This window comes from Neobacillus sp. NPDC097160, from assembly GCF_044762155.1.
In the GTDB taxonomy this organism is placed as follows: domain Bacteria; phylum Bacillota; class Bacilli; order Bacillales; family Cytobacillaceae; genus Neobacillus.
Genome location: NZ_JBIWDU010000031.1, coordinates 1 through 13,226 on the forward strand (window position 1 = coordinate 1; position 13,226 = coordinate 13,226).

The 13,226-nt window shown below is 40.6% G+C and carries 28 protein-coding genes; all 28 read right to left on the bottom strand.

The annotated features are described in order from the left end of the window. Positions 1–80, bottom strand: an 80-nt coding sequence (locus ACIQXV_RS27910) for a hypothetical protein (RefSeq protein ID WP_402965228.1), incomplete at its 3' end; no start/stop codon positions are given. Between the two features lie 176 nt (positions 81–256). Next, positions 257–646: a 30S ribosomal protein S11 gene (rpsK, locus tag ACIQXV_RS27915; protein WP_024027886.1), complete on the bottom strand. Its 390-nt coding sequence runs from the start codon at positions 644–646 to the stop codon at positions 257–259. A gap of 21 nt (positions 647–667) precedes the next feature. Beyond that, complete coding sequence (gene rpsM / locus ACIQXV_RS27920; protein WP_166243776.1) at positions 668–1,033, bottom strand: 30S ribosomal protein S13; 366 nt, start codon at positions 1,031–1,033, stop codon at positions 668–670. Between the two features lie 23 nt (positions 1,034–1,056). Further along, positions 1,057–1,170, bottom strand: a complete 114-nt coding sequence (rpmJ, locus tag ACIQXV_RS27925) for a 50S ribosomal protein L36 (protein ID WP_000868344.1) — start codon at positions 1,168–1,170, stop codon at positions 1,057–1,059. A 37-nt stretch (positions 1,171–1,207) separates the two neighbouring features. Then, entirely contained in the window at positions 1,208–1,426 is a 219-nt protein-coding gene (gene infA / locus ACIQXV_RS27930) for a translation initiation factor IF-1 (protein ID WP_007085268.1), read from the bottom strand. 289 nt (positions 1,427–1,715) lie between these two features. Then, entirely contained in the window at positions 1,716–2,366 is a 651-nt protein-coding gene (locus ACIQXV_RS27935) for an adenylate kinase (RefSeq protein ID WP_402965104.1), read from the bottom strand. A 58-nt stretch (positions 2,367–2,424) separates the two neighbouring features. Further along, positions 2,425–3,720 (bottom strand): preprotein translocase subunit SecY, encoded by a 1,296-nt coding sequence (gene secY / locus ACIQXV_RS27940; RefSeq protein WP_402965107.1) that lies wholly within the window; start codon positions 3,718–3,720, stop codon positions 2,425–2,427. Then, positions 3,720–4,160: a 50S ribosomal protein L15 gene (gene rplO, locus ACIQXV_RS27945; protein WP_402965109.1), complete on the bottom strand. Its 441-nt coding sequence runs from the start codon at positions 4,158–4,160 to the stop codon at positions 3,720–3,722. The genes secY and rplO overlap by 1 nt, the downstream gene beginning before the upstream one ends. 29 nt (positions 4,161–4,189) lie before the next feature. Continuing rightward, a complete protein-coding gene (rpmD, locus tag ACIQXV_RS27950; RefSeq protein WP_098533198.1) occupies positions 4,190–4,369 on the bottom strand; it encodes a 50S ribosomal protein L30 in 180 nt (59 codons plus the stop codon). Positions 4,370–4,382: 13 nt separating this feature from the next. Beyond that, positions 4,383–4,883: a 30S ribosomal protein S5 gene (gene rpsE, locus ACIQXV_RS27955; RefSeq protein ID WP_402965112.1), complete on the bottom strand. Its 501-nt coding sequence runs from the start codon at positions 4,881–4,883 to the stop codon at positions 4,383–4,385. A gap of 24 nt (positions 4,884–4,907) precedes the next feature. Beyond that, on the bottom strand, positions 4,908–5,270 hold the full coding sequence (gene rplR / locus ACIQXV_RS27960) for a 50S ribosomal protein L18 (protein WP_402965115.1): 363 nt from the start codon (positions 5,268–5,270) through the stop codon (positions 4,908–4,910). Between the two features lie 33 nt (positions 5,271–5,303). Continuing rightward, positions 5,304–5,840 (bottom strand): 50S ribosomal protein L6, encoded by a 537-nt coding sequence (rplF, locus tag ACIQXV_RS27965; RefSeq protein WP_402965118.1) that lies wholly within the window; start codon positions 5,838–5,840, stop codon positions 5,304–5,306. A gap of 31 nt (positions 5,841–5,871) precedes the next feature. Then, a complete protein-coding gene (rpsH, locus tag ACIQXV_RS27970) occupies positions 5,872–6,270 on the bottom strand; it encodes a 30S ribosomal protein S8 (RefSeq protein WP_402965120.1) in 399 nt (132 codons plus the stop codon). A 29-nt stretch (positions 6,271–6,299) separates the two neighbouring features. Beyond that, entirely contained in the window at positions 6,300–6,485 is a 186-nt protein-coding gene (gene rpsN / locus ACIQXV_RS27975) for a 30S ribosomal protein S14 (protein ID WP_007085277.1), read from the bottom strand. Between the two features lie 21 nt (positions 6,486–6,506). Continuing rightward, the gene (gene rplE / locus ACIQXV_RS27980) at positions 6,507–7,046 is read right to left on the bottom strand and encodes a 50S ribosomal protein L5 (protein WP_402965123.1); all 540 of its coding nucleotides are present in this window, start codon (positions 7,044–7,046) and stop codon (positions 6,507–6,509) included. Between the two features lie 28 nt (positions 7,047–7,074). Continuing rightward, the gene (gene rplX / locus ACIQXV_RS27985) at positions 7,075–7,383 is read right to left on the bottom strand and encodes a 50S ribosomal protein L24 (protein ID WP_402965126.1); all 309 of its coding nucleotides are present in this window, start codon (positions 7,381–7,383) and stop codon (positions 7,075–7,077) included. A 36-nt stretch (positions 7,384–7,419) separates the two neighbouring features. Further along, positions 7,420–7,788: a 50S ribosomal protein L14 gene (rplN, locus tag ACIQXV_RS27990; protein ID WP_149868112.1), complete on the bottom strand. Its 369-nt coding sequence runs from the start codon at positions 7,786–7,788 to the stop codon at positions 7,420–7,422. A 39-nt stretch (positions 7,789–7,827) separates the two neighbouring features. Continuing rightward, positions 7,828–8,091 carry a 30S ribosomal protein S17 gene (gene rpsQ, locus ACIQXV_RS27995; RefSeq protein ID WP_066207109.1) on the bottom strand — a complete coding sequence of 88 codons (264 nt, stop codon included), beginning with the start codon at positions 8,089–8,091 and terminating at the stop codon, positions 7,828–7,830. Between the two features lie 23 nt (positions 8,092–8,114). Next, complete coding sequence (gene rpmC, locus ACIQXV_RS28000) at positions 8,115–8,315, bottom strand: 50S ribosomal protein L29 (protein ID WP_007085282.1); 201 nt, start codon at positions 8,313–8,315, stop codon at positions 8,115–8,117. Further along, entirely contained in the window at positions 8,305–8,739 is a 435-nt protein-coding gene (gene rplP, locus ACIQXV_RS28005) for a 50S ribosomal protein L16 (protein ID WP_402965131.1), read from the bottom strand. Before rplP ends, rpmC begins: the two co-directional genes overlap by 11 nt. A 2-nt stretch (positions 8,740–8,741) precedes the next feature. Continuing rightward, complete coding sequence (rpsC, locus tag ACIQXV_RS28010) at positions 8,742–9,398, bottom strand: 30S ribosomal protein S3 (protein ID WP_402965134.1); 657 nt, start codon at positions 9,396–9,398, stop codon at positions 8,742–8,744. A gap of 3 nt (positions 9,399–9,401) precedes the next feature. Then, a complete protein-coding gene (gene rplV, locus ACIQXV_RS28015; RefSeq protein WP_402965137.1) occupies positions 9,402–9,743 on the bottom strand; it encodes a 50S ribosomal protein L22 in 342 nt (113 codons plus the stop codon). A 17-nt stretch (positions 9,744–9,760) separates the two neighbouring features. Then, positions 9,761–10,039, bottom strand: a complete 279-nt coding sequence (gene rpsS / locus ACIQXV_RS28020) for a 30S ribosomal protein S19 (protein WP_026565526.1) — start codon at positions 10,037–10,039, stop codon at positions 9,761–9,763. Positions 10,040–10,099: 60 nt separating this feature from the next. Beyond that, a complete protein-coding gene (rplB, locus tag ACIQXV_RS28025) occupies positions 10,100–10,930 on the bottom strand; it encodes a 50S ribosomal protein L2 (RefSeq protein WP_402965140.1) in 831 nt (276 codons plus the stop codon). Positions 10,931–10,959: 29 nt separating this feature from the next. Further along, on the bottom strand, positions 10,960–11,244 hold the full coding sequence (rplW, locus tag ACIQXV_RS28030) for a 50S ribosomal protein L23 (RefSeq protein WP_402965143.1): 285 nt from the start codon (positions 11,242–11,244) through the stop codon (positions 10,960–10,962). Beyond that, entirely contained in the window at positions 11,244–11,867 is a 624-nt protein-coding gene (gene rplD / locus ACIQXV_RS28035; RefSeq protein ID WP_402965146.1) for a 50S ribosomal protein L4, read from the bottom strand. The genes rplW and rplD overlap by 1 nt, the downstream gene beginning before the upstream one ends. A 29-nt stretch (positions 11,868–11,896) precedes the next feature. Then, positions 11,897–12,523 (bottom strand): 50S ribosomal protein L3, encoded by a 627-nt coding sequence (rplC, locus tag ACIQXV_RS28040; protein ID WP_402965147.1) that lies wholly within the window; start codon positions 12,521–12,523, stop codon positions 11,897–11,899. A 39-nt stretch (positions 12,524–12,562) separates the two neighbouring features. Continuing rightward, positions 12,563–12,871: a 30S ribosomal protein S10 gene (gene rpsJ, locus ACIQXV_RS28045; protein ID WP_034676072.1), complete on the bottom strand. Its 309-nt coding sequence runs from the start codon at positions 12,869–12,871 to the stop codon at positions 12,563–12,565. Positions 12,872–13,226: the final 355 nt, after the last annotated feature.

The following is a 13,226-nucleotide window of genomic DNA, read 5'->3' on the forward strand; positions in this document are numbered from 1 at the left end:
GGCTCTACGACGAACTTACCGTACAAGGCATCATCGTAGATCTCAACCGTTTCGATTTTTGGTTTTTCTATTTCGATCATCAAATAACCCTCCTTCAAAACGTCGAAACCTCAATTAGACTCTTTTGCTAATTGAAATTCCCCCATGTATACGTTCCCGTTTTGTGCACAACAACTGGAATAATTCTCCTGTAACAGTACAAAAATTAATATCATATCCCATTATAGACATACGATACAAAATCTATACAGAAAAATTAAACACGACGGCGTTTTGGTGGACGGCATCCATTATGAGGAACAGGTGTAACGTCTTTAATTGCAGTTACTTCAAGACCAGCAGCTTGAAGAGCACGGATAGCGGCTTCACGGCCAGCACCAGGTCCTTTTACAGTAACTTCTAAAGTTTTCATACCGTGTTCAATGGATGTCTTAGCTGCAGTTTCAGCTGCCATTTGTGCTGCGAATGGAGTAGATTTACGAGAACCTCTGAATCCAAGCGCACCAGCACTTGACCATGAAATTGCATTACCATGAACATCAGTGATTGTTACGATCGTATTGTTAAATGTTGAACGGATATGAGCGATCCCTGATTCAATATTCTTTTTAACACGACGTTTACGTGTATTAGTTTTACGTGCCATTTAAATAACCTCCTTTGCCGATTACTTCTTCTTGTTCGCAACAGTCTTACGAGGACCTTTGCGTGTACGAGCGTTGTTTTTCGTATTTTGTCCACGAACCGGTAAACCACGACGATGACGTAATCCGCGGTAGCAGCCGATTTCCATTAAACGCTTAATGTTAAGAGAAATTTCACGGCGAAGATCACCTTCAACTTTTAATTTGTCGATGATGTCACGGATTTTATTTAATTCATCTTCAGTTAGATCACGCACACGAGTATTTTCAGAAACACCGGCTTCTGCTAAGACCTTTTGTGCAGTATTTTTACCAATACCATAAATGTAAGTTAAAGAGATAACTACACGCTTTTCACGTGGAATATCTACACCAGCAATACGTGCCATATTTTAGCGCACCTCCTTCAAAATTAACCTTGTTTTTGTTTATGTTTAGGGTTTTCACAGATAACCATAACTTTTCCGCGTCTACGGATAACTTTGCACTTTTCGCAGATCGGTTTAACAGATGGTCTTACTTTCATTATCCTAACCTCCTTAATGGTACGGAGTGCAAGCTGATTATTTAAAGCGGTAGGTAATTCTTCCGCGTGTTAAGTCATATGGAGAAAGCTCAACAGTCACCTTGTCACCCGGAAGAATGCGAATAAAATGCATTCGAATTTTACCAGAAACATGAGCTAGCACAGTATGACCATTTTCTAATTCTACCTTAAACATCGCATTTGGCAAAGTTTCAATAACTTTACCTTCAATTTCAATTACATCATCTTTGGCCATCGGTCTCGTCTCCCTTCTCTTTTCAAAAATAGCGTTTAATAAAATGCAAGCGAGTCAATCGTTTGTACGACATTATGCAACCTTATAATAGTAACATATAATACTGCAATTTGTCCGCAAGGAATTTCATCAAAATGAGGAATTGAAAGGTCCTCATGTCATTCTTGCCCAACTCTCGGTCCTGCATACTCAGCACAATAGAAAAGCATTTTGCTTTTACATACTTTTGAATCTTATTGGAGAAATTCGAGAGTCGAATGCCAAATTGTTCGAACTTTGCAAATCACCATTAAGCTAAACCCTCAAGTAATTGCTTGATATCAGTGAATACTTGATGTATATCCTGCTGACCATCAATTGTGCGGAGATAGCCTTTTGTTTCATAAAAAGTTAATAATGGTTCTTGTTGTTTGATATTGACGTCTAAGCGATTTTGAACTGTCTCAGCATTATCATCAGCTCTTTGATATAGCTCACCGCCGCAGCGATCGCATACACCCTCTTTTGCAGGAGGATTAAAAACTAAATGATAGGTTGAACCGCACTCTTTACAAATCCGGCGCCCTGTCAAACGATCCATTAAAATACTCTTATCAACGTTAATATTCATTACATAGTCAATCTTTTTATTTAAATCAACTAGTAAATTTTCCAACGCATCAGCTTGAGGTACTGTTCTTGGAAAGCCATCTAACAAAAAGCCTTTTTGGCAATCCTCTTTGCTTAATCGCTCACGAACAATGCCAATTGTTACCTCGTCCGGAACAAGTTCGCCTTTATCCATGAATGATTTTGCTTGTAGACCTAGTTCCGTTCCTTCTTTCATCGCTGCACGGAACATATCTCCGGTAGAGATATGAGGGATGCCGTATTGTTCGACGATTCTTTCAGCTTGAGTACCTTTACCGGCACCTGGTAGCCCCATTAATACTAAATTCACACGTGTTCCCCCTCGTGCTATAAATGGGTTTCAGGGGCCAAAAGGTCCCTAAAACCTTTTACTTAATAAAACCTTTATAATGACGTTTAACCAATTGTGCTTCAAGCTGTTTGTACGTATCAAGTGCAACACCGACAACGATCAGCAAGCTTGTTCCCCCAATTTGGGCTGATTGCGGTAAATTCGCTATTTTTATAAAAATAGTAGGAAGTACAGCAATTACAGTTAGGAAGATGGCACCAACAAAGGTTAAACGATATAAAACGCGAGTTAAGTATTCCTGCGTACTCTTGCCTGGACGAATTCCAGGAATATATCCGCTTTGCTTTTGTAAGTTTTCCGCTGCTTGTTCAGGGTTAACTTGAATAAAAGCATAGAAATAAGTAAACGCGATAATTAAAGCTGCATATAGCGTCATCCCAATTGGATGAGAATAGTCTAAATTTTTATTAATCCATAGCGTTACATCATTTGTTGGGAAAAATGATGCAACAGTTCTAGGAGTTACAATGAATGAAACGGCAAAGATAACAGGAATAACACCAGCTGCGTTAACTTTTAACGGCATGTGAGTGGATTGACCACCTACCGGATTACGTCCTGCCACAACCCGTTTTGCATACTGGATTGGTATTTTACGATTGGCTTGTTGGATGAAAATAACACCAACCACGATTGCAATCACCGCAAGAATGATTAAAGCAACCGTTACAATACGTAAGAATAGGGCCTCTCCTGCGTTTTCAAATTGCTGTACATAGATTTGATTAATTGTGGAAGGCATACCGGCAACAATCCCGGCAAAGATGATGATGGAAATTCCATTTCCTACACCTTTTTCGGTGATTTGCTCTCCCAACCACATCAAAAATGATGTCCCAGCAGTTAAAGTAACTGCAATTAAGAGATACGTACCAATTCCAGGGTTTTGAATCAATTGTCCACTGGCCAAGTTATTAAAGCCGTAAGACATACCTAATGCTTGGATAAATCCAAGTATGATAGTGAAATAACGGGTGATTTGAGCAATCTTACGACGGCCCGATTCTCCTTGTTTGGACCATTCCGTGAACTTCGGAACAACATCCATTTGTAAAAGCTGAATGATAATCGAAGCTGTAATATACGGCATAATACCCATTGCAAAGATGGAGAATTGTTTCAACGCTCCACCGCCAAAGGTATTTAAAATACCAAATACACTAAGCTTATCTTGATTAGCTAGAACTTCAGCATTTACATTCGGTACAGGGATAAATGTACCAAGTCGAAAAACGACTAACATTAAAAGGGTGAATATGATCTTACGTCTTATATCACCCACGCGCATAAAATTGGAGATTGTCTGGAACATTAGATCACCTCAGTGGTTCCACCAGCAGCTTCGATCGCTTCCTTAGCAGCAGAGGAGAATTTGTTAGCTTTAACAGTCAACTTTTTCTCTACGTTCCCTTTAGCAAGAATTTTGATTCCTGCTTTCTCGTTACTTACAACGCCTGTTTCGATAAGAAGTTCTGGAGTAACTTCTGTACCTTCTTCAAAGCGATTTAATGCATCAAGGTTGACAATAGCATATTCTTTACGGCTAATGTTGGTAAAACCACGTTTTGGTAAACGACGATATAAAGGTGTTTGACCACCCTCAAAACCAACGCGTACGCCGCCGCCAGAACGAGCATTTTGACCTTTATGACCTTTACCTGCTGTTTTACCTTGACCAGATCCGATCCCGCGACCTAAACGTTTCCGTTCTTTACGAGAACCTTCGGCAGGTTGTAATTCATGAAGTTTCATATTGGCACCTCCTTATGAAAAAGAATCAATTATTGTTCTTTAACTGTTACAAGGTGAGCAACTTTGTTAATCATACCGCGAATCGCAGCGTTATCTTGATGCTCAACTGTTTGATTTAATTTACGCAATCCTAGCGCTTTAACTGTTTCACGTTGGTCCTCAGGGCGACCAATTACGCTGCGGTTGAGGGTAATTAAAAGTTTCGCCATTTGATTTCCCCCCTTATCCTAACAGTTCTTCTACTGATTTACCACGTAATTTTGCTACGTCTTCAGCACGTTTTAATTGTTTAATACCATCAATTGTTGCACGAACCATGTTAATCGGAGTGTTTGTTCCCAATGACTTAGAAAGGATATCAGCTACCCCACCTAACTCAAGAACGGCACGAACAGGTCCACCAGCGATAACTCCTGTACCTTCAGAAGCAGGTTTTAGAAGGATTTCGCCAGCACCAAAGCGTCCAATTACTTGGTGAGGAATTGTAGTTCCAACCATTGCTACTTCGACTAAGTTTTTCTTCGCATCCTCGATGGCTTTGCGAATAGCATCTGGTACTTCTTGAGCTTTACCAGTACCGAAACCAACATGACCGTTTTTATCGCCTACTACTACAAGAGCTGTGAAGCGGAAACGACGACCACCTTTTACAACTTTTGCAACACGGTTAACCGTGACTACGCGTTCTTCTAGTTCAAGTTTGTTTGGATCAATACGACGCATCTTTTTGTGTCCCTCCTTTGTCTATTAAAATTGTAAGCCGTTTTCACGGGCAGCATCAGCTAATGCTTGAATACGTCCATGATATAGGTATCCGCCACGATCAAAGACAATAGAAGTGATACCTTTTTCTACTGCACGTTTAGCGACTAATTCACCGACCGCTTTTGCAGCTTCAACGTTGTTTGTAGATTCAAGACCGAAGTCTTTTTCTATTGTAGAAGCACTTGCTAAAGTTACTCCATTCATGTCATCAATTACTTGTGCATAAATGTGTTGGTTTGAACGAAACACATTTAGACGAGGACGAGCTGAAGTACCGCTAAGTTTCGCACGAACACGAGCATGTCTCTTCTTGCGAGTAGCGTTTTTATCAAGCTTCGTAATCATATACGTCACTCCTTTCGTTTAGCAATAAGGCGATTACTTACCTGTTTTACCTTCTTTACGACGAACGAATTCACCTTCGTAACGAATTCCTTTACCTTTGTAAGGCTCAGGAGGACGTACTCCGCGAATATTGGCAGCTAATGCACCAACACGTTCTTTGTCAGTACCTTTTACAATAATTTTTGTATTGGCTGGTACTTCAACTTCAACACCAGCTTCAGGTTCAATTTCAACTGGGTGTGAGTAACCAACGTTTAATACAAGTTTATTACCTTGCTTTTGCACACGGTAACCAACCCCGATTAATTCTAAGCCCTTTGAAAAGCCGTTGGAAACACCTTCAACCATGTTCGCGATCACCGCGCGAGTCGTACCGTGCAATGCGCGGTGTTCTTTTACGTCAGATGGACGAGTGATTGTTACTACGTTTTCTTCTACGTTAATTGCGATATCAGGATTAAAAGAACGACTAAGTTCGCCTTTAGGTCCTTTAACCGTAACAGTATTATTGTTTAATGTAACCGTAACTCCTGCTGGAATTTCGATTGGTTTTTTTCCTATGCGAGACATTTAGTGCACCTCCATTCATTCAGAAACTCTCTTACCAAACGTATGCTAATACTTCTCCGCCGATTTGTTTTGCACGAGCTTCTTTATCTGTAATAACACCATTTGATGTTGAAACTAATGCGATACCAAGACCGTTAAGAACGCGTGGTACCTCATTTGATTTAGCGTAAACTCGAAGTCCAGGCTTGCTTATGCGCTTAAGACCAGTAATAACGCGTTCGTTATTTGCACCGTACTTTAAGAAGATACGGATGATCCCTTGTTTGTTGTCTTCGATAAATTCAACGTCACGTACGAAACCTTCGCGCTTTAGGATTTCAGCAATTTCTTTTTTCAAATTAGAAGCAGGCACTTCTAACTTTTCGTGACGTACCATGTTCGCATTACGAATGCGAGTAAGCATATCAGCAATTGGATCAGTCATGACCATTATTTTTACCTCCTTCCCAACTTCTAGTTTTACCAGCTAGCTTTTTTAACACCAGGAATTTGTCCTTTGTATGCTAATTCACGGAAACAAATACGGCAAAGCTTAAATTTACGGTATACAGAGTGTGGACGTCCGCAACGTTCGCAGCGTGTATACTCTTGTACTTTGAATTTAGGCGTGCGTTGTTGTTTCGCAATCATTGACTTTTTAGCCACGTTTTCGCCTCCCTTATTCGATTACTTTTGGAATGGCATTCCAAATTGAGTTAAAAGTTCACGTGATTCTTCATCAGTGTTTGCAGTCGTTACGATAACGATATCCATACCACGAACTTTGCTTACTTTATCGTAATCAATTTCAGGGAAGATTAATTGTTCTTTAATACCCAATGTATAGTTACCGCGACCATCGAAAGCTTTTTTAGAAACCCCGCGGAAGTCACGTACACGTGGTAAAGAAACGGAAACTAATTTATCCAAAAATTCATACATGCGCACACCGCGAAGAGTAACCTTAGCACCGATAGGCATACCTTCACGAAGACGGAAGCCAGCGATAGATTTTTTCGCACGAGTTACGATAGGTTTTTGACCAGTAAGCGTTGCAAGCTCTTCCACTGCATTGTCAAGTGCTTTTGCGTTTGCAACTGCGTCACCAACGCCCATATTCACGACGATTTTTTCAAGTTTAGGAACTTCCATAACTGATTTATAATTGAACTTGCTCATAAGAGCAGGAGTAACTTCTTTAACAAATTTTTCTTTTAGGCGGTTCACTTATTGTACCTCCCTTCTAAAATTTAAACTATTTATCTAAAACTTCACCGGATTTTGCTACGCGTACTTTTTTGCCATCAACCGTTTTGTAACCTACGCGAGTTGGGTTACCAGACTTAGGATCGATAGGCATTACGTTTGATACATGAATAGGAGCCTCAAAGCTGATAATTCCACCTTGTGGATTCACTTGAGAAGGCTTAGAGTGTTTTTTCACAATGTTAATGCCCTCTACTAGCACACGGCTGTCTTTAGGATAAGAAGCCAGGATTACACCTGTTTTGCCTTTATCCTTACCAGAGATGACTCTTACTTGATCACCTTTTTTAACATGCATCTGATCGCACCTCCTTAAAGGCAATTGATTTTAAAATTATAATACTTCTGGAGCTAATGATACGATTTTCATAAAGTTGTTATCGCGAAGTTCGCGGGCAACTGGTCCGAAGATACGAGTTCCACGTGGGCTCTTATCATCTTTGATAATAACACATGCGTTTTCATCAAAACGAATGTAAGAACCATCAGGACGGCGAGCACCGCTCTTTGTGCGAACAATAACAGCCTTAACTACGTCACCTTTTTTAACAACGCCACCTGGTGTTGCTTGTTTTACGGTACAAACGATCACATCACCAATATTAGCAGTTTTGCGACCAGAACCACCAAGGACTTTAATCGTAAGTACTTCACGAGCACCAGAGTTGTCAGCAACTTTTAAACGTGATTCTTGTTGAATCATGTGTGTAACCTCCCTTCGGAATGAAGCTTATCCGAACAATTAAATAATAACTGCTTTTTCTACTACTTCGACTAAACGGAAGCGTTTAGTAGCTGAAAGTGGGCGAGTTTCCATGATGCGTACTACATCACCGATTTTTGCCTGGTTTTGCTCATCATGAGCTTTAAACTTCTTAGAGTACTTAACGCGTTTACCGTATAAAGGATGCTTTTTATGTGTTTCGACTAAAACAGTAACGGTTTTATCCATCTTGTCAGAAACAACGCGTCCAGTGTAAACTTTGCGCTGGTTACGTTCACTCATTATGTGAACCTCCTCTCGGATAATTACTTGTTAACGCTAATTTCTCTTTCACGAACAACTGTTTTCATGCGAGCAATCGCTTTGCGTACTTCACGAATACGAGCTGTGTTTTCAAGTTGTCCTGTCGCCAATTGAAAGCGAAGGTTGAAAAGCTCTTCTTTTAGAGATTTTACTTTTTGTTCAATTTCTGCAGTGGTAAGGTCACGTAGTTCATTAGCTTTCACTTGATTCACCACCAATTTCTTCTCGTTTTACAAACTTACACTTTACAGGTAGTTTGTGCATTGCAAGACGAAGTGCTTCACGTGCGATTTCTTCAGAAACACCTGCGATTTCAAACATGATTTTCCCAGGCTTAACAACAGCTACCCAGCCTTCAGGCGCCCCTTTACCGGAACCCATCCGCACTTCTAATGGCTTAGCAGTGTAAGGCTTATGTGGGAATATTTTAATCCATACTTTACCGCCACGTTTCATGTAACGTGTCATGGCAATACGGGCTGCTTCGATTTGACGGTTTGTGATCCAAGAAGCTTCCACTGCTTGAAGGCCGAATTCACCGAATGTTACTTCTGTGCCGCCCTTTGCGTTACCACGCATTTTACCACGGTGTTGACGGCGATATTTTACGCGTTTTGGCAATAACATGATTATTTGCCTCCTTCCGCATTTTTCTTCTTAGTAGGAAGGACTTCTCCCTTATAGATCCACACTTTTACGCCTAGCTTACCATAAGTAGTATCAGCTTCAGCCGTAGCATAGTCGATATCAGCGCGAAGTGTATGAAGTGGAACAGTTCCTTCGCTGTAATGTTCAGCACGAGCGATATCTGCACCGCCAAGACGACCAGATACTTGTGTTTTAATACCTTTCGCACCAGCGCGCATTGCACGTTGAATAGCTTGCTTTTGTGCACGACGGAAAGATACACGGTTTTCTAATTGACGAGCAATATTTTCAGCAACTAGTTTCGCATCAAGGTCAGCTCTTTTGATTTCAAGGATGTTGATGTGAACGCGTTTGCCGGTTAATTGGTTTAACGCTTTACGAAGTGCTTCAACTTCTGTACCGCCTTTACCGATTACCATACCAGGTTTAGCTGTATGGACTGTAACGTTCACACGGTTAGCAGCACGTTCGATTTCTACTTTAGAAACAGAAGCATCTTTTAAACGCTTCGTGATGTACTCACGAACTTTAAGGTCTTCGTGTAAAAGAGTGGCAAAGTCTTTGCCTGCGTACCATTTAGATTCCCAATCACGAATGATTCCGATACGCAAACCGACTGGATTTACTTTTTGACCCACAGCTTATCCCTCCTTCTTTTCTGTTAATACGATTGTAATGTGGCTTGTGCGTTTATTAATTTGGCTTGCACGGCCCATAGCGCGAGGACGGAAACGTTTTAAAGTTGGTCCCTCATCAACAAAAGCTTGAGTTACAACTAAGTTGTTAATGTCCATTTCATAATTGTGCTCAGCATTTGCCATAGCTGATTTTAATACTTTTTCTACGATTGGAGAAGCAGCCTTAGGAGTGAGATTTAAAATCGCCACCGCTTCACCAACTTGCTTTCCTCGGATTAGATCAACGACTAAACGTGCTTTACGAGGAGCAATTCGAACTGTTCTTGCAACAGCTTTAGCTTGCATTTGGATGCCCTCCTCTCTTAACGTCTTGTTTTCTTGTCATCATTGCCATGTCCTTTGTAAGCACGAGTTGGAGCGAATTCTCCAAGCTTGTGTCCTACCATGTCTTCAGTAACATATACAGGCACATGTTTGCGACCATCATAAACAGCGATTGTGTGGCCAATAAATTGTGGGAAGATCGTAGAACGTCGAGACCAAGTTTTAATAACTTGTTTACTCTCAGTTTCATTTAATTTTTCGACCTTAACCATTAAATGATCATCAACAAATGGCCCTTTTTTTAAGCTGCGACCCATGAAGGAACCTCCCTTCGTGACTGTTCTACGGTTCTCTCTTTGAACCGTAGCAAAGCCCCGTTATTTTTTACGACGACGTACAATGAATTTATCTGATTTGTTTTTCTTTTTGCGTGTCTTGAATCCAAGAGTTGGTTTACCCCATGGAGACATTGGTGATTTACGTCCGATTGGTGAACGTCCTTCACCACCACCGTGTGGGTGATCGTTAGGGTTCATTACAGAACCACGAACTGTTGGGCGTTTGCCTAACCAGCGTGAACGTCCAGCTTTACCAATCTTGATTAGTTCGTGTTGTTCATTACCTACTTGACCAACTGTTGCACGGCATTCAGCAAGGATCATGCGAACTTCACCGGAATTCAAACGTACTAATACGTATTTTCCTTCTTTACCAAGTACTTGAGCGCTTGTTCCAGCAGAACGAACTAACTGGCCGCCTTTTCCTGGCTTTAATTCGATGTTGTGTACAACAGTACCAACAGGGATGTTAGCTAGTGGAAGGGCGTTACCCACTTTAATATCAGCTTCTGGACCTGACATTACTTCCATACCAACTACTAAGTTTTTAGGAGCTAAGATATAACGCTTTTCTCCATCAACATAATTAATTAATGCAATATTTGCAGAACGATTTGGATCGTACTCGATTGTAGCAACGCGTCCTGGAATGCCATCTTTATTCCGTTTAAAATCGATTAAACGATATTGACGCTTATGGCCGCCACCTTGATGACGAACAGTTAACTTACCTTGGTTATTACGGCCGCCTTTTCTCGTTAATGGAGCTAGTAGAGATTTTTCTGGAGTGCTAGTTGTGATTTCAGCAAAATCAGAAGTAGTCATTCCTCGACGACCATTGGAGGTAGGTTTGTACTTTTTAATCGCCATTTTATTTCCCTCCTCTTCTTGTTAGGTTCTTATGCTTCAAAGAATTCAATTTCTTTGCTATCAGCAGTTAATTTTACAATTGCTTTACGACGTTTGTTTGTGTAACCGCCGAATTTACCCATACGTTTGAATTTACCTTTATAGTTCATGATGTTTACTTTCTCAACATCAACGCCGAAGATTTCTTGAACAGCATCTTTGACTTGTGTTTTGTTAGCTTTAACATCTACTTCGAACGTATATTTCTTTTCAGCCATTAGGTCAGTAGAACGCTCAGTGATAACGGGGCGCTTAATGATATCGCGTGCATCCATTACGCAAGCACCTCCTCTACTTTTTCAACCGCTGCTTTAGTCATGATTAATTTATCATGATTTACAACGTCCAATACGTTGATTCCATCAGCAGTTACAACTGTTACACCAGGAATGTTACGTGCAGATAATGCTACGTTTTCATCAAGGTCAGCAGTAACGATTAGTGCCTTTTTCTCGACAGAAAGGCCACCTAATACTGATTTGAATTCTTTTGTTTTTGGCGCATCGAAAATTAAGTTTTCTAGTACCAAGATATTTTCTTCTAACACTTTAGAAGAAAGTGCAGATTTAATCGCTAAGCGACGGACTTTTTTCGGTAATTTATAGCTGTAGCTGCGTGGTGTTGGACCGAAAACAGTACCACCTCCGCGCCATTGTGGAGAACGAATTGACCCTTGACGTGCACGGCCAGTTCCTTTTTGACGCCATGGTTTACGACCACCGCCGCGTACTTCAGAACGAATTTTTGTTTTATGAGTTCCTTGACGTAAAGAAGCTCTTTGCATCACAATCGCTTCAAATAATACGTGTTGGTTAGGCTCAATACCAAAAACTGCTTCATTAAGTTCGATATCACCGACTTGTGAACCGTTTTGGTTTAATAATGCTACTTTAGGCATTCCTTTGTTCCTCCTTTCTTAAAAGGTAATTATGCTTTAACCGCACCTTTAATTTTTAGTAATGCTTTTCTAGCTCCTGGTACGTTACCTTTGATTAAAAGTAAGTTGCGTTCTGTGTCAACCTTAACGATTTCAAGGTTTTGAACAGTTACTTGATCTCCACCCATGCGTCCTGGTAATAATTTACCTTTGAATACACGGTTTGGAGCAACAGGTCCCATTGAACCAGGGCGACGATGATAACGTGAACCGTGAGCCATTGGGCCGCGAGATTGTCCGTGGCGTTTAATTGAGCCTTGGAAACCTTTACCCTTTGAGATTCCTGTTACATCTACGATATCGCCTGCAGCGAAAATATCTACTTTGACTTCTTGACCAACTTCAAGTGCTGCTAAGTCGTCTCCGCGGAATTCGCGAATGAAGCGCTTAGGAGCAGTATTTGCTTTCGCAACGTGGCCTTTTTCAGGTTTGTTAGCTAACTTTTCACGTTTGTCATCAAAACCAACTTGAACAGCAACGTAACCGTCACTATCGGCTGATTTTTTTTGAAGAACAACGTTTGGAGCTGCCTCAACTACTGTTACTGGAATTAAGTTGCCGTTTTCTGCAAATACTTGAGTCATACCAATCTTTCTTCCTAAGATTCCTTTGGTCATGTAAGTCACACCTCCTGAATGATTTTTTATTTATTTTGATTAAAGTTTGATTTCGATATCAACACCAGATGGTAAATCTAAACGCATTAACGCATCAACAGTTTGTGGAGTTGGGTTAACGATGTCGATTAGACGCTTATGTGTCCGCATTTCGAATTGCTCACGAGAATCTTTGTACTTATGAACCGCACGAAGAATCGTATAAATGCTCTTTTCCGTTGGAAGTGGAATCGGTCCGGAAACGGCCGCACCTGAACGTTTTGCTGTTTCAACGATTTTTTCTGCAGATTGATCAAGGATTCTGTGATCATACGCTTTTAAACGGATACGAATTTTTTGTTTTGCCATTATTTTCCCTCCTTTATTCGCCTATTTTAAAAATAGACATTCTCAGTGAAAATTTCCCACACACTCGCCATGGCAAAGCGGCCGGGTGTGTCAGCAACCTTTCACATCATCGCAGTCAAAGACCAACATTGTCTATTATACATAAAACATAATGCAAACGCAACATTTATCACGATTATTTTTTTATGTTTCTGTGCTGAACACTTTTACTATTATAAAGGCTGGAATCCTTGATTACAACACCTAAATCAATTCTCCAGTAATCTCCTAATTCCTATTAGTAAAAGATAAGTATTATATAGAAGAAACTTGGTTTTCTACAAAAAGAAAAGCAGATGGATCGTCACCCATCTGC

Coding starts and splice junctions, on each gene's coding strand:
- rpsK (WP_024027886.1), bottom strand. CDS start 646: ATGGCACGTAAAACTAATACACGTAAACGTCGTGTTAAAAAGAATATT.
- rpsM (WP_166243776.1), bottom strand. CDS start 1,033: ATGGCACGTATTGCTGGTGTAGATATTCCACGTGAAAAGCGTGTAGTT.
- rpmJ (WP_000868344.1), bottom strand. CDS start 1,170: ATGAAAGTAAGACCATCTGTTAAACCGATCTGCGAAAAGTGCAAAGTT.
- infA (WP_007085268.1), bottom strand. CDS start 1,426: ATGGCCAAAGATGATGTAATTGAAATTGAAGGTAAAGTTATTGAAACT.
- secY (WP_402965107.1), bottom strand. CDS start 3,720: ATGTTCCAGACAATCTCCAATTTTATGCGCGTGGGTGATATAAGACGT.
- rplO (WP_402965109.1), bottom strand. CDS start 4,160: ATGAAACTTCATGAATTACAACCTGCCGAAGGTTCTCGTAAAGAACGG.
- rpmD (WP_098533198.1), bottom strand. CDS start 4,369: ATGGCGAAACTTTTAATTACCCTCAACCGCAGCGTAATTGGTCGCCCT.
- rpsE (WP_402965112.1), bottom strand. CDS start 4,883: ATGCGTCGTATTGATCCAAACAAACTTGAACTAGAAGAACGCGTAGTC.
- rplR (WP_402965115.1), bottom strand. CDS start 5,270: ATGATTACGAAGCTTGATAAAAACGCTACTCGCAAGAAGAGACATGCT.
- rplF (WP_402965118.1), bottom strand. CDS start 5,840: ATGTCTCGCATAGGAAAAAAACCAATCGAAATTCCAGCAGGAGTTACG.
- rpsH (WP_402965120.1), bottom strand. CDS start 6,270: ATGGTCATGACTGATCCAATTGCTGATATGCTTACTCGCATTCGTAAT.
- rplX (WP_402965126.1), bottom strand. CDS start 7,383: ATGCATGTTAAAAAAGGTGATCAAGTAAGAGTCATCTCTGGTAAGGAT.
- rplN (WP_149868112.1), bottom strand. CDS start 7,788: ATGATTCAACAAGAATCACGTTTAAAAGTTGCTGACAACTCTGGTGCT.
- rpsQ (WP_066207109.1), bottom strand. CDS start 8,091: ATGAGTGAACGTAACCAGCGCAAAGTTTACACTGGACGCGTTGTTTCT.
- rplP (WP_402965131.1), bottom strand. CDS start 8,739: ATGTTATTGCCAAAACGCGTAAAATATCGCCGTCAACACCGTGGTAAA.
- rplV (WP_402965137.1), bottom strand. CDS start 9,743: ATGCAAGCTAAAGCTGTTGCAAGAACAGTTCGAATTGCTCCTCGTAAA.
- rpsS (WP_026565526.1), bottom strand. CDS start 10,039: ATGGGTCGCAGCTTAAAAAAAGGGCCATTTGTTGATGATCATTTAATG.
- rplB (WP_402965140.1), bottom strand. CDS start 10,930: ATGGCGATTAAAAAGTACAAACCTACCTCCAATGGTCGTCGAGGAATG.
- rplW (WP_402965143.1), bottom strand. CDS start 11,244: ATGGATGCACGCGATATCATTAAGCGCCCCGTTATCACTGAGCGTTCT.
- rplD (WP_402965146.1), bottom strand. CDS start 11,867: ATGCCTAAAGTAGCATTATTAAACCAAAACGGTTCACAAGTCGGTGAT.
- rplC (WP_402965147.1), bottom strand. CDS start 12,523: ATGACCAAAGGAATCTTAGGAAGAAAGATTGGTATGACTCAAGTATTT.
- rpsJ (WP_034676072.1), bottom strand. CDS start 12,871: ATGGCAAAACAAAAAATTCGTATCCGTTTAAAAGCGTATGATCACAGA.